The sequence below is a fragment of the Lutimonas halocynthiae genome, from assembly GCF_030409835.1.
Classification (GTDB): Bacteria; Bacteroidota; Bacteroidia; order Flavobacteriales; family Flavobacteriaceae; genus Lutimonas; species Lutimonas halocynthiae.
The window spans coordinates 14,735-29,061 of sequence record NZ_JAUFQO010000016.1; the positions used below are offsets into that span (position 1 = coordinate 14,735).

11 protein-coding genes are annotated in these 14,327 nt (G+C 36.2%); 6 read left to right on the plus strand and 5 right to left on the minus strand.

Annotation, left to right across the window (positions count from 1 at the left end):
* The first annotated feature begins 59 nt into the window (after positions 1–59).
* Positions 60–2,030, plus strand: a complete 1,971-nt coding sequence (locus QWY87_RS12970; protein ID WP_290291883.1) for a glycoside hydrolase family 97 protein — start codon at positions 60–62, stop codon at positions 2,028–2,030.
* On the opposite strand, the gene QWY87_RS12975 is transcribed toward QWY87_RS12970, so the two are convergent.
* Positions 2,027–2,542 carry a hypothetical protein gene (locus QWY87_RS12975; RefSeq protein ID WP_290291886.1) on the minus strand — a complete coding sequence of 172 codons (516 nt, stop codon included), beginning with the start codon at positions 2,540–2,542 and terminating at the stop codon, positions 2,027–2,029. The two genes, QWY87_RS12970 and QWY87_RS12975, sit on opposite strands and share 4 nt — an antisense overlap.
* A 133-nt stretch (positions 2,543–2,675) precedes the next feature.
* Here QWY87_RS12975 and QWY87_RS12980 point away from each other — a divergent pair, with 133 nt between their 5' ends.
* Genes QWY87_RS12980 through QWY87_RS12990 form a run of 3 tightly spaced genes read left to right on the plus strand, consistent with a single transcriptional unit; the run spans position 2,676 to position 5,772 of the window.
* Complete coding sequence (locus QWY87_RS12980; RefSeq protein ID WP_290293708.1) at positions 2,676–3,725, plus strand: o-succinylbenzoate synthase; 1,050 nt, start codon at positions 2,676–2,678, stop codon at positions 3,723–3,725.
* A 30-nt stretch (positions 3,726–3,755) separates the two neighbouring features.
* Entirely contained in the window at positions 3,756–4,718 is a 963-nt protein-coding gene (locus QWY87_RS12985; protein WP_290291888.1) for a CPBP family intramembrane glutamic endopeptidase, read from the plus strand.
* Positions 4,693–5,772: an AMP-binding protein gene (locus QWY87_RS12990; RefSeq protein ID WP_290291890.1), complete on the plus strand. Its 1,080-nt coding sequence runs from the start codon at positions 4,693–4,695 to the stop codon at positions 5,770–5,772. The genes QWY87_RS12985 and QWY87_RS12990 overlap by 26 nt, the downstream gene beginning before the upstream one ends.
* On the opposite strand, the gene secA is transcribed toward QWY87_RS12990, so the two are convergent.
* The 4 genes from secA to QWY87_RS13010 all read right to left on the minus strand — a co-directional run bounded on the left by secA (position 5,769) and on the right by QWY87_RS13010 (position 10,927).
* Positions 5,769–9,104 carry a preprotein translocase subunit SecA gene (secA, locus tag QWY87_RS12995; RefSeq protein WP_290291892.1) on the minus strand — a complete coding sequence of 1,112 codons (3,336 nt, stop codon included), beginning with the start codon at positions 9,102–9,104 and terminating at the stop codon, positions 5,769–5,771. The genes QWY87_RS12990 and secA overlap by 4 nt on opposite strands.
* Before the next feature lie 126 nt (positions 9,105–9,230).
* Positions 9,231–9,452, minus strand: coding sequence for a DUF2795 domain-containing protein (locus tag QWY87_RS13000; protein WP_290291894.1), 222 nt, complete (start codon positions 9,450–9,452; stop codon positions 9,231–9,233).
* A gap of 134 nt (positions 9,453–9,586) precedes the next feature.
* Entirely contained in the window at positions 9,587–10,150 is a 564-nt protein-coding gene (locus QWY87_RS13005) for a cob(I)yrinic acid a,c-diamide adenosyltransferase (protein WP_290291896.1), read from the minus strand.
* Between the two features lie 63 nt (positions 10,151–10,213).
* Positions 10,214–10,927, minus strand: coding sequence for an O-methyltransferase (locus QWY87_RS13010; protein WP_290291897.1), 714 nt, complete (start codon positions 10,925–10,927; stop codon positions 10,214–10,216).
* Between the two features lie 150 nt (positions 10,928–11,077).
* On the opposite strand from QWY87_RS13010, the gene QWY87_RS13015 reads away from it, so the two are divergent.
* Positions 11,078–11,866: a polysaccharide biosynthesis/export family protein gene (locus QWY87_RS13015; RefSeq protein ID WP_290291898.1), complete on the plus strand. Its 789-nt coding sequence runs from the start codon at positions 11,078–11,080 to the stop codon at positions 11,864–11,866.
* Positions 11,867–11,869: 3 nt separating this feature from the next.
* The gene (locus tag QWY87_RS13020) at positions 11,870–14,317 is read left to right on the plus strand and encodes a GumC family protein (RefSeq protein ID WP_290291900.1); all 2,448 of its coding nucleotides are present in this window, start codon (positions 11,870–11,872) and stop codon (positions 14,315–14,317) included.
* Positions 14,318–14,327 lie beyond the last annotated feature (10 nt).

Below are 14,327 nucleotides of genomic sequence, written 5' to 3' on the forward strand. Positions count from 1 at the left end.
ATGTAAAGCTTATCAAGAGAGATTTTTTATATTTATAATCTATTCCAAACACTGGCTTTATGACTTCTTTTACTTCTTTAAAAAAACTATCTTTTTTTATTCTTTTTCTAATCTTGCATAGCGTTGTTTTGGCTCAAATAAAACCTCTATACTCACCTGATAATAGGATTCACCTTGAAGTGAATACCCAAGGGCAGATAAGCTGGACGGTGCATTTTGACAATCAAGTGGTAATAGAAAATGCGATTATTTCCATGACAATGGATAAGGGCAGGGTTTTAGGAGTTGATCCAAGATTAAAGGATGTCAAGCTAAAATCTAAGGAGGAGATTTTTAATCCGCAGATCGCACATAAAGACAGTCATATTGAAAGTAAGTTCAATGAAATGACATTATTATTTAAAGGTGGTTATCAAGTTGTTTTCAGGGTGTATAACGATGGCGTAACGTATAGATTTATCGATAATCATAAGAAAAGCAAAGAAGTATATGATGAAACAATGACCTTGAAATTCCCTGAAGGATCAAGCACCTATTTTCCGGAGGAAGAATCTATGTATTCGCATAATGAAAGGATCTATTTGTATAAACCATTGAGTGAATTGGCTACGAATGACTTTTGTAGTTTACCTGTGCTATTTGAAGCAAGTAAAGTAAAGGTCTTGTTTACTGAAGCATCGCTGCATGACTATCCAGGCATGTTTTTAAAGAGTACCAAGCCAGGTGTCTTGGAAGCTGATTTTCCGAAATATGTTTTAAGTGCCCGGGCTAATGAAAAGGATTCGCCTGATAGAAATCAAATTCTTGAAAAGGAAGCTGCATATATAGCGACAGTAAATGGAGGTAGATCCTATCCTTGGAGGGTATTTATGATCAGTGATGACGATAGGGTATTTGTAGAATCAAATCTGGTTACACAGTTGTCTGGACGCTCTAAAATTAAGGACGCTTCATGGATCAAGCCGGGTAAAGTGGCCTGGGACTGGTATAATGCAAACAATATATACGGTGTTGATTTCAAGGCTGGAATCAATACCGAAACCTACAAGTACTATATTGATTTTGCCGCAGATAACGAGATTGAATATGTAATACTCGATGAGGGCTGGACCAAGTCAACTACTGAGATTCTGGAGGCCAATCCTGAAATTGATATTCTGGAACTTATTGCCTACGCGAAAGACAAAGGTGTGGAAATTATTTTATGGGTCTTATGGAAGCCCTTGGATGAAAATACAGATGAAATTCTAGAGCGATACGCTTCATGGGGAGTAAAAGGCATCAAAGTTGATTTTATGCAAAGAAGTGACCAGTATATGGTAAAATCTTATGAAACCATCGCTTCCAAAGCGGCTGACTTACAATTAATGGTTGATTATCATGGGGCTTTTAAGCCGGCTGGTATTGAAAGAGTTTGGCCCAATGTGATTAACTATGAAGGAGTAAAGGGCAATGAAAATAATAAATGGAGTGCAGATATTAGTCCTGAACATAACGTGACTATTCCTTTTATCAGGATGGCCGCCGGGCCCATGGATTTTACACCGGGCGCTATGGAAAATGCACATTTAACTAATTATAACATCAGTTTTACAAGACCGATGGCACTGGGGACGCGTTGTCATCAACTGGCCATGTATGTTGTATTTGAAGCGCCATTACAGATGTTATGTGAATCGCCAAGCAGATACAAACAAGAGCAGGAGTCAGTTGATTTTATGACAAGTATTCCAACTACCTGGGATGAAACTAGGGTTCTTGAGGCCAAAGTAGCCGACTATATTTTATTAGCGAGAAGAAATGGGAAAAACTGGTACTTGGGTGCCATGACAGATGATACCCCACGAGACATGAATATCAAACTTGATTTTCTGGGACCAGGAACCTTTACTATGGAAATCATGAAAGATGGCATGAATGCAGCACATCACGCTCAGGATTATAAAAGAGAAATTATAGAAGTTGATAAAAATTCAGTTATCCCCATTCATATGGTCAGCGGAGGAGGTTGGGCAGCTAAAATCTATTAATCGTTAGTGGATTGCTTCATTTTGCTTTCAATGGAAAAGATCAAATCTTTCATTTTTGCATCTATTCGTTTATAGAATGCAGGGTTGTATTTTTGTAATTTTTTTTCGTCCATTTGATAGATTTCCAACTGTGATTCCTGTTGTGGTTCTTTTACCACAAAATTGAAAATTTTATATTGATAGCGTCCATTTTTTGTAGTAAGACTGATTCTGCATTGAATTTTTTTGTAGAGTTCAGGATAATCATTTGGTCCCCATAGTTCCTTAAAAACGTAAAGTCCGGAAATTAAATCATGAGTTTCATCCTGGGCCATTTTTTGATCAATTTGAAGCTCATTTTCTTCAAACCATTCAACAGCTTTATTTGTTAATACAAGTTTGGAATCTCCTAAAACTTCATTTACATTTTTGAAAACTACTTTATGGTCGTCAAGGGGTAAGACATCTAAAAGCAATTCTTGCCCATATATCTGGAAACTAGTCATTAATAAAAGGAACAAGATTTTTTTCATAGCATCATAATTGAAAAATCTTATAAAATTCAAGTTTAAATTTAGTAAAAATATTTTTTATTGTCTTTTCAGACTGAGTTTCTAAATTTAAAAATAGCATATATTTGCTTATACTTCATTAAAAGAATTTGTTATAAAAGCTTCATTTCATAAATATCTGCTAGATTTTAAAAGGCCAGGGGGTACGTCTCGTGGTGTTTTGCATCAAAAAGAAACCTATTTTTTATCAATAAGAGCTGCTGCTAAAACTGGAGTAGGTGAGTGTGGTCTTTTTAGAGGTTTGAGTTATGATGACAGGCCAGATTATGAAGATAAATTGCAGTGGTTATGCGATAACATCAATGCTGATCAAGAATCACTTTTTCAGGAACTCAAAGAGTTTCCTTCTATTCAGTTTGGTTTGGAACAGGCCTTACTTTCTTTGGCGTCTCAAGATAAGTACGAATTGTTTCCTTCGAATTTTTCTAAAGGTTTGGATTGCATTCCGATTAATGGCCTGATATGGATGGGAGCGGAATCTTTTATGAATGAACAAATTTCAAACAAGCTCAAAGAAGGCTTTACGACCTTGAAAATGAAAATTGGTGCGATTGATTTTCAAACCGAATTAGAAATACTCAAAGGAATAAGAAATCAATACGATCCATCTGAGCTTGAACTGAGAGTTGACGTAAACGGCGCGTTTTCAATGGAGAATGCCTTAGAGAAATTAGAGAAATTGGCTGTTTTTGGCATTCATTCCATTGAGCAGCCTATCAAGGCTGGACAAATTGAAGCTATGCGAGAATTATGCAGCTCCAGCCCTATACCTATTGCATTAGATGAGGAATTGATAGGTGTGCTTGAGAAAGAGCAAAAGCGGGCTTTATTGGTTTCAATAAACCCCCAGTATATCATTTTAAAACCGAGTTTGGTAGGAGGGTTCAAGGGAAGCCGGGAGTGGATAGAAATGGCTGAGGCGCTCGGAATCGGATGGTGGATCACATCGGCCTTGGAAAGTAATATCGGATTAAATGCCATTGCACAATTTACATATACTTTGAAGAATGAGCTACCTCAAGGTTTAGGAACCGGAGCCTTATTTAGTAATAATATCGAGGCCCCGCTATTTGTTTCAGCAGGTGAATTAGGCTATGATAGCACACATAATTGGGGTGATTTGAAGCAATTTCTTAACGAATAACACTATTTTTAGCAAGATTAAAAACAACGCATGAATTATATAGAACAAGCATATAAAGGAAAGAATGAATGGTGGAGGTACCTGCTGTCTATAATAACCATTTTTTTAGGTTGGCAATTTTTAGGAGTGATCCCTCTTTTTATGGCTGCCTATAATGAATCTGATGATTTAAGTGAACTCATAAGGAGTTCAGAGAACGCTTTTGGAGACCTTGGTATCAATTCAAATGTATATTTATTTGTGATGTTGTTGACCTTTGTCTTCGGATTGATATTCCTCTTATTTTCTGTGAAGAAGATACATCTGCGAAGTATTAGGAGTCTGATAACCTCTCGTGATAAAGTAGACTGGAAAAGGGTTGTTTTTGGTTTTGGCATGTGGTTTTTACTCTCTCTGTTTTCTTTGATTGTGGATTACGCCGTTTCACCTGAACATTATGTGTATAATTTTAAACCAGAACCTTTTCTTATTCTTGTAGTGATTGCCTTTGTTTTAATGCCGCTTCAGACTAGTTTCGAAGAGTTGCTATTCAGAGGTTATCTAATGCAAGGCATAGGAGTGTGGTTTAAAAATGCGGCTGTTCCTTTTCTTTTCACTTCGATTGTATTTGGCCTAATGCATGGGTTTAATCCGGAGGTTGAAAAATTGGGGTATATTATCTTGGTCTATTATATAGCCACTGGCTTTTTATTTGGCATCGTCACCTTAATGGATGATGGATCCGAATTAGCGCTGGGCATGCATGCGGCCAATAATATTGTTGCTTCCATATTTGTCACTGTTAATTGGTCTGCGTTTCAGACGGATGCCCTATTTGTAGATATATCAGAACCCTCATTGAGTGTTTATATGTTTGTTCCAGTATTTATTATTTATCCAGTAGTAATTATTTACCTTTCTAGAAAATATGGATGGTCTGACTGGAAACATAAACTATTTGGCAGGATAAGTCAACCCGAAATTGTGAATGAAAGCGAAACGACTACATATTGATTTTACCTGGAATGGAAGTTCTTTTGCGTCTTATGAAGGCTTCAAAGGTTTTATAGACTTAAACTATCCGGAGTTGTCTGAATTCATTGAAGAGTGGTTCGGGGAGATGGGAATTATCCATATGAAAACATCAGGTTCTACTGGAAAGCCGAAGCTGATTGGTCTTAAAAGAGCACATATGATCAATTCAGCTCAGACAACAGCATCTTTTTTTAATTTATCAAGTGGCTCAAGAGTCTTACTTTGTTTGCCATTGGGTTATATAGCCGGGAGAATGATGTTGGTTAGGGCTATGGTTCTGGGATGGCAATTGGATGTGGTCACACCTGGTTCTAAACCTGAATTTTCAAATCAGGTTCAGTATGATTTTGCTGCGATGGTTCCATTACAACTGCATAACAGCCTAGACTCAATTGAGCATATTAAGACCCTGATCGTTGGAGGAGGACTTGTGCCTAATTCACTATTAGAAAAAATAAAAAAACTCCCATCCAGAATTTTTGCAACCTACGGAATGACAGAAACCATAACACATATAGCTGTTAGCCCTTTGAATTTGGCAGCTGGAGCTAAGGAGTCTGAACTTGTGTATCAAGCTCTCCCGAATGTTTCTTTTTCCGTTGATGACAGATCTTGCCTAGTGATTGATGCAGATCATGTGAGTGACGAGGTTATTATTACTAATGATGTGGTAGCATTGCATTCAGAAACTTCTTTTACATGGCTAGCAAGATATGACCACGTGATCAATTCAGGTGGGTTAAAGTTTTTTCCGGAGCTGATCGAGAAAAAATTAGATACCTTACTAAAAGAATCATTTTTCATATCAGGCTTAAGTGATGAAGTGTTGGGAGAAAGAATCGTCATGTTCGTTGAGGGTCAAAAAAATGATGCGCTAATTGACAGGATTAAAAGGCATCAAAAAAAATATCCCGAAAAATTGTCTAAAAAAGAAATTCCTCGGGATATATATTTTCTAAAAAGTTTTCAGAGAACTGAGACTGATAAGATTGATCGCAGTACAACAGTTAAGTTGTATTTAGGCGCAAATTAATCGTCAGATGTCAAGACCCATTGCCCTTTTTCAATCAATGGAATGGCTTGCTTATATTTTACTGTTTTAGCTTCACCAGTTGCAATATTTTTAATTGAAACCTTTTCATTTCGTCCAATTTTGCGTTCAGTCCTGACAATTGTTTCTGTAACCTGTTGCGCTTGGGTTTGATTGGTTTGTGTATCTTGTGTTGGACTATTGAACTCAGCCTTGCTTAACTGAACTTTCTCTTGCTTTTGTTCACGAGCCTGAGAAACTTCCTGAGCACTTTGACTAGGTAACTCTCCTTTAAATAAGAATGACAATACTTCCTTATTTACTTTGTCTAACATGATTTTAAACAACTCAAAAGCCTCAAATTTATAGATCAATAGAGGGTCCTTTTGCTCATAAGTGGCATTCTGAACAGATTGTTTTAAGTCATCCATTTTTCTTAAATGGTCTTTCCAGGTATCATCAATGATGGCAAGGGCAATATTCTTTTCGAAATCCTCTACCAATTGCTGACCCTTACTCTCATATGCTTCCTTTAGATTGGTAACAACCTGAAGGGTTTTAATCCCGTCAGTAAAAGGAACAACAATTCGTTCATAACGATCGCCTTGTTTTTCATAGACATCCTTGATCACAGGGAAGGCTGCAACAGCACTTCTCTCAATCTTAGCCTGATAATGCTTATAAACAACCTCGAATAACTCATCCACCAAAACTCTTTCATCTTTGGTTTCAAAATCTTCTTTACTAAACGGAGAAGTAGAAGAAGAAAAACGAATCAATTCAAATTCGAAATTTGAATAATCATTGGTCATCTTATTGTTTAAAACAATAGAATCACAGGTATCATAGATCATATTCACGATATCCACCTGAAGCCTCTCGCCGTATAAAGCGTGCTTTCTTCTTTTGTAGATCACTTCTCTTTGGGCATTCATGATATCATCATACTCCAGCAAACGCTTACGAATACCAAAGTTATTTTCTTCAACTTTTTTCTGTGCTCTTTCGATAGATTTGGAAATCATAGAATGTTGAATTACTTCACCTTCTTTAAGGCCCATTTTATCCATCATTTTAGCAATTCTTTCTGATCCAAAAAGGCGCATGAGGTTATCCTCTAACGATACATAGAATTGTGTTGATCCAGGATCTCCCTGACGACCAGCACGTCCGCGCAACTGTCTGTCAACCCTTCTTGAATCATGTCTTTCAGTACCAACAATGGCTAAACCGCCATTCTTTTTAACTTCATCAGATAGCTTGATATCAGTACCCCGACCAGCCATATTCGTTGCAATGGTAACCACACCCGGATTACCAGCAGACTCAACAATGTCAGCTTCTTTCTTGTGCAATTTTGCGTTTAGTACATTATGAGGAATCTTACGTATTGACAACATTTTAGATAACAATTCCGAAATTTCAACGGATGTTGTACCCACTAGTACGGGTCTTTTTTGGTCTACCAGAGTATTGATTTCATCAATAACGGCATTGTATTTTTCTCTTTTGGTCTTGTAGATAAGATCTTCTCGGTCATCTCTGATCAATGGCATGTTGGTTGGAATCTCAACAACATCTAATTTGTAGATTTCCCAAAATTCACCTGCTTCTGTGATCGCTGTACCGGTCATACCTGAAAGCTTGCGGTACATTCTAAAATAATTCTGCAAGGTGATCGTAGCAAATGTTTGGGTAGCGGCTTCGATCTTAACATTTTCTTTCGCTTCCAAAGCCTGGTGCAAACCGTCTGAATACCTTCTTCCGTCCATCACACGACCAGTTTGTTCATCCACGATTTTGATCTGGTCTTCAATGATCACATATTCAACATCTTTTTCAAATAAAGTATATGCCTTAAGTAGCTGATTTAATGTGTGAATTCGCTCACTTTTAATACTGAAGTCTCTGTATAATTCTTCTTTCTCCTTGGTCTTTTCTTCAGGAGAAATCTCTTGGGCATCAATTTTTCCCACTTCAATACCCATATCAGGTAAAACAAAGAAATGGTCTTCATTGTCTCCAGAAAGATGGGCAATACCTTTGTCAGTCAGATCGATGGAATTATTTTTTTCCTCAATTACAAAAAGAAGCTCCTCATCGACTCTAGGCATTTCCCTGTTATTATCCTGCATATAGAAATTCTCAGTCTTCTGCAGTAATTGTCTAATACCTTCCTGACTTAGGAATTTGATCAGCGCCTTGTTTTTTGGTAATCCTCTAAATACCCTGTATAATAGGAAACCACCTTCTTTGGTGTCTCCTTCGCTGATTAGTTTTTTAGCTTCAGCCAAAGCACCAATCAGGTATTTATTTTGAATTCTTACAAGTTCATCAACCTTGGGTTTTAATTCATTGAACTCATGGCGATCACCTTGAGGGATTGCTCCGGATATAATTAATGGCGTTCTGGCATCATCTACCAATACTGAATCTACTTCATCAACAATTGTAAAGTTATGCGGTCTCTGTACAAGATCTTTAGGCGAATGCGCCATATTATCTCTTAAGTAGTCAAAACCAAATTCATTATTGGTTCCGTAAGTAATATCAGAGAGGTAGGCTTTTCTTCTTTCGTCAGAATTCGGCTTGTGGTTATCAATACAGTCAATACTCAAACCATGAAATTCAAAAATTGGACCCATCCAGGCGGCATCACGTCTGGCCAAATAATCATTAACCGTTACTACATGTACCCCGTTGCCGGTTAGTGCATTTAAATAGATAGGTAAGGTGGCTACAAGTGTTTTACCTTCCCCAGTCATCATTTCAGCAATATTACCTTGATGCAACACAGCACCTCCAATTAATTGGACATCATAATGAATCATGTCCCAGGTAATTGGTTTCCCGGCAGCATTCCATGTATTTGACCATAAGGCATAGTCACCATCAAGGTTTACATAGTCATGGGCTGATAATTCTCTGTCAAAAGCAGTCGCTTTAACCTTAAGGGTTTCGTTATTAGTAAATCTTTTAGCAGTTTCACGCATTACAGCAAAAGCTTCCGGCTGGATATCATTCAATACATTTTCGGAAGCTTCATATGCCTCGTCCTTTATTTGATCGATCTCCTTATAAATCGCTTCTTTTCTGTCTATTGTAGCTGTTTCAATTTCTTTATTCAGCTCAGCTATCTGATCCTCAAAAGTTTGAATGGCATCAGCGATAATTTTTTTGAAAGTTTGGGTTTTGCCTCTTAGGTCATCAATTGAAAGATTTTCCATTTCCTGATCAAAGGAGCGAACTTTCCCTACTAGGGGTTGTAATAGCTTAAGGTCTTTCTTTTTCTTGTCTCCAACAAAAGCCTTAAGCACTGAATTTAAAAAACTCATAATTGTATATGTTATTATAACTGATTCAGAATCAGTGTTTATTTTTTGACAGCCATTAGCATAGAAAAATTAATTTTCTCACTAGTTTGATGTAAAAAAAAAAGCCTCGTAAGAGACCTTTGTTTTTTAGTATTCATCTTCATTCCAAAGGAAATCTTCATCCGTTGGATAGTCCGGCCAAATTTCTTGGATGATCTCGTAACTCTCACCCTCATCTTCGAGCGCCTGTAAGTTTTCTACAACTTCCAAAGGAGCTCCGGTTCTTATTGCATAATCAATCAGCTCGTCTTTTGTTGCCGGCCAAGGTGCATCACTTAAATAGGATGCTAATTCTAATGTCCAATACATAATTGAAAATTATTTAATTTGAATTGCAAAAGTAATTTTTTTACTGAAAAAAGCAAGCTTTTTAATTACTATTTTTCAGCTGTCAAAAGAACGTGTTTTTTAGTTATCTAAAAACCTTTAAATACGCTGTGTTTTTAGCCTTTCCAAGGGATTTCTGTAACCTTATAATCCTTAGTCAATTTCCGTGCCAATACAAATAAATAATCTGATAAACGATTGAGATAGATTAAAACATAGGCGTTAATCTCTTCTGTGTCAGCTAATTCTACAGTAATTCTTTCCGCTCTTCTGCAAACACAACGAGCAATATGACAGAATGACACAACGGTGTGTCCTCCTGGCAATATAAAGTGAGTCATGGGCGCCAGGCGCTCATTCATAGTATCCATTCTGCTTTCAAGAAACTGGATTTCAGTCTCTTCAATTTTTTCGATTTTAAGTCGATCAGAGCCATCTTTGAGCTTTTCCTTGTCTAAAGGCGTGGCAAGCATCGCACCTAAAGCAAATAATTTATTCTGTATTCTCAATAAATCTTCAATGACAATTTTATCTTCGAGTTGGTCTTTTACAAGACCAATATATGAATTGAGTTCATCCACAGTACCATAAGCATCTATACGTAAATTACTCTTCTTAACCCTTGTTCCTCCATAAAGCGAGGTTTTGCCCTGGTCACCTGTTTTGGTATATATTTTCATGTAATTCGCATTTTTATTCAAAAATAAACATATTAGTTCATTCGCTTGTACGATTCTTTCGTATTAAATTCTGATGGTAAAATGTTGTTTTTCTCTTCCTTTTGAAAAGAAAACGAGTCCCCATTTATAAGTATCTACGCTCATGCTCACTTTTTCATGATTTTTGATTTTCTCCCAGGCTGCTTCCATACCTTTTGACCAATGGATGTCATCAAAGATAAAAACGCTTTTTTCATGTGCTAGCTCCAGGCATTTTTTGAAATAACGAATCGTTGCCTCTTTTTGATGGTTTCCGTCAAAAAAAATCAAGTCGTATGCATGGTTATGATGCAATTGATCAAGGGACTGGTCAAATTCTCCGATTTTGACCTCAATGTTTTTTAAATTCAACTTTTCGAAATTCTCTTTTGCAATTTGAGCCGTAGCAGGACATCCTTCCAGGGTTGTGATATTCGCCTTGGGTGCACCCAGAGCCATATAAGAAGTTGCAATCCCTAAAGAAGTTCCAATTTCAAGAATGTGTGTAGGATTAAAATACTTAGTGGTCCTTGCGAGTAATCCCCCTCTTTTTTTTGAAATACCGGCAGTGGTAGCAATTTTTGAAACAACTCTTTTATTACTGTTGAAAATTCTTGAGCCAGCTCCAAAATCCGTGACCTGGATTTTGCTGTGATTCCTCGATAATTCCTTTCTTAATAATGTCACCTTTTTTAAATCAATATGTGTGCTGTTTCTCAGGCCTTTTGTGATATAAGCGAAAAGGAATGGTGAATGCACTCCAAATTGATTTTTTGAAGTGATTAGGTATTTGTAGTATGAGTAAATGGCATGCAGCAAAGCCTCTTTATTTATTTGCTAAATTAGAAAGAAAAATTATTGTAATAATAATTTTAAAATTATATTTGCCATTGACTCAAAATTGAAAATATGAGGAAGATTATAGCTGTTTTATTGCTATTTGCCGCATTCACATCTTGTATCCCATTGAAGAAGCAAGTTTACTTCCAAGGGGATTTGGATCAAAATGATTCCCTTGCCAGAATTCAAGACCAGCCTTATAGGCTACAGGTGGATGATTTTTTGGATATTCAGATCAAATCTTCGGATGAGAATATAACCAATACTTTTAGTCCTTCAACTTCTGAAAACACAAACAATCTAAGAAACAATGAAGCAAGTATTTATTTTAACTCTTATTCCGTGGATAAACATGGAAATATTAGATTGCCTTATTTAGGAGATATTAACGTACTGGGTTATACTACTCAGGAAGTACAGGGAAAGATCAATACAGAGTTTGAAACCTATTTTAAAAACCCGGATGATGTATTTGTAGAAGTTCGTTTGGCTGGAATCAGGTTTACAACTATTGGTGAGGTAGGCAAAACAGGAGTCAATGTCGTTTATCTAAATCAGTTAAACCTCATACAAGCGCTCGCATCATCAGGAGATATAAAAATTACTGGGAATAGAGAAAATGTGCATGTGTATAGAAAAGGAATAGATGGTACGAAAATGTACACGATTAATATGTTGGATGTCAACACTTTTGACTCAGACACTTTCTATATACAACCCAATGATATCATCTATGTAGAACCGCTAAAGCAAAAGTCATGGGGAACGGGAACATCAGGTATGCAGACTATTACCTCTTTGATCGCAGTTTTATCGCTTGTAACGACTACTATATTATTGGTTAATGCTGTAAAATAATTTATGAAAGAAGTAAATAAATTCGATCTTGAAATACAATCCTTTGATATTAAGGAATACCTGTATAAAATTGCAAGTTACTGGAAGTTATTTGCCGTGGTGATCGTGTTTGCTTTGGTCATGGCTAATATTATCAATGCGACTTCTCAAAGGGTATATAATCTAAAATCTTTAATTACCGTTAGCGATGAGCAAAACCCTCTGTTTTCTTCTAGTACCAATATAGCTTTTAATTGGGGTGGCCCGAGTGACAAAGTGGAAACCATTATGACAATATTACAGTCTCGAACACATAATGAAAAGGTTGTTGAACAATTGAATTTTACATTGGATTATTTTGAAGATGGCACGTTTAGAAAGGTGGATGTTTATGGGAGGTCTCCTTTTCTGGTTGAAATCGACACCTTGCAGTTTCAGTTGCAGAATACGGATTTTAAATTGGAATTTTTAAGTAATGAAGAGGTTCTGATATCCTTTGAGATGGATGATGAAAAGAATACATTAATCAATTACAGTAACAACAAAACCAAAGAGTATATTCCTGAGGACGATGAGTTTTCAAATGTTTATCCTTTAAATGAAATGTTGGACACTTCTTTGTTTAGTTTTCGAATTAGCAAGAAGGATCCTTCTTTTGATTTGACTGGAAAGGAATATTTTATCAGGTTTCATAATTTTGATGGGATTGTAAAGAAATATCAAAAAGTAGATGTCGCTACCTTGAAAAAAGGGACTTCAATCATAGAACTAAGTTTTGAAGGAGAGAATAAAAAGAAGATTGAAGATTTTTTAAATACGACTGTTGCGGTACTGGATAAAGACCAAAGAGCCCAAAAGATCAAATATGCTTTAAGTACACAAAGATACATTGACACCTTATTTCAAGTAGAAGCTAACAGTTTGAGGGATATTGAAACAGACCTTGGCGATTATAAACAAAAGAATAGGATTTATAACCTTTCCGTCGAAGGGGAAACATTGCTAAATGAGGTGACATTGCTTGATCACGAAGCACAGCAAACTTCAAAAAGGATTAGTTACCTGAATAATTTAGAAAGTTATTTGGTCAATAATAATGTTATCAATAGTGAGTATATACCAGCTCCTGCTTTAGTTGAAATGGAGGACCCTGGTATCGCGATTAGTGTTAACAACCTGATTATGTTGGTTAAAACCAGAGAAGGAATGGAAAAAAAGGTAAAAGCATCCTATCCTCCTTTGATCCGCGTAAATGATCAAATTAAATTAGAAAGTCAGATTCTTTTAGAACAAATTAACTCTTTAAAACAGATCACAAAAGATAATCTTTCTAGTGTGAATAGAAGAATGGCTAATACGAATTCTAAGTTAAGTCGCCTGAACCCAAAGGAACAGCAACTGTTGAATTTTCAACGTAAATATAATATTACGGAATCTAATTATAATTATTTAAAACAAAAAAGTTATGAAGCAGGAACTGCGATTGCAGCAAATGTTTCAGATATTAAAATTCTTGACGAGGCTAAAGACGTTGGTCAACTACCTGTCAAACCCAAAAAATCATTTAATTATTTAATTGCCTTAATGTTAGGCTTTATGTTGCCTATGTTATTTGTTCTAACAAAAGAAACATTGAATAACAAGATTCAAACGGTAGAAGAAATTGAAAAGGCATATAAGATTCCTGTACTTGGTGTGATAGGGAGGAATAGGCATGATAAAGACCGATTGGTAGTGCATAGAAAACCAAATTCAACGGTTTCAGAATCTTTTAGAGCCTTACGATCTAATATTCAGTTCATGTTTCAAAATAAAGGCGCTTCAAAGACGATAGTGATTACTTCTTCTGTGAGTGGAGAAGGGAAAACACTATGTGCTGAAAATATGGCGACGGTTTTTGCTTCATCTGGAAAAAAAACTATCTTGGTGGGCTTAGATCTTAGAAAGCCCAAGATGCATACTGATTTTGATGCGGACAATTCAAAAGGGATTGTAAACTATTTAATTGGAGAAAATACTTTGGATGAAATTACTTTGGATTCAGGGATACCCAATCTTGAGATTATAACTTCTGGGCCTGTCCCGCCGAATCCTTCAGAATTATTGATTAGTGATCAGACACAGACGCTATTTGAAATTTTAAAAGAGAAATATGACTATGTCATTATCGATACACCACCTGTAGGGTTGGTGGCTGACGCATTGGAATTATTTACTTATGCTGACGCCATAATCTATATGATACGTCAGGACTATACCCAAAGAGGTATGCCAAAAATGATTGACAGTAAATATGAACTGGGTGAAGTGAAACACATTTCTTATGTGTTAAATGATTTTGAGGTAAAGAACAAGTATGGTGGAGGATATGGCTACGGTTATGGCTACGGTTATGGCTATGGTAAATATGGCAATGGGTACCACGAAGTTGAAAAACAAAGCTGGCTGAAGAAATTGTTTAGCAAAGCATAAGTTGCATATC

Coding starts and splice junctions, on each gene's coding strand:
- QWY87_RS12970 (WP_290291883.1), top strand. CDS start 60: ATGACTTCTTTTACTTCTTTAAAAAAACTATCTTTTTTTATTCTTTTT.
- QWY87_RS12975 (WP_290291886.1), bottom strand. CDS start 2,542: ATGAAAAAAATCTTGTTCCTTTTATTAATGACTAGTTTCCAGATATAT.
- QWY87_RS12985 (WP_290291888.1), top strand. CDS start 3,756: ATGAATTATATAGAACAAGCATATAAAGGAAAGAATGAATGGTGGAGG.
- QWY87_RS12990 (WP_290291890.1), top strand. CDS start 4,693: ATGAAAGCGAAACGACTACATATTGATTTTACCTGGAATGGAAGTTCT.
- secA (WP_290291892.1), bottom strand. CDS start 9,104: ATGAGTTTTTTAAATTCAGTGCTTAAGGCTTTTGTTGGAGACAAGAAA.
- QWY87_RS13000 (WP_290291894.1), bottom strand. CDS start 9,452: ATGTATTGGACATTAGAATTAGCATCCTATTTAAGTGATGCACCTTGG.
- QWY87_RS13005 (WP_290291896.1), bottom strand. CDS start 10,150: ATGAAAATATATACCAAAACAGGTGACCAGGGCAAAACCTCGCTTTAT.
- QWY87_RS13015 (WP_290291898.1), top strand. CDS start 11,078: ATGAGGAAGATTATAGCTGTTTTATTGCTATTTGCCGCATTCACATCT.
- QWY87_RS13020 (WP_290291900.1), top strand. CDS start 11,870: ATGAAAGAAGTAAATAAATTCGATCTTGAAATACAATCCTTTGATATT.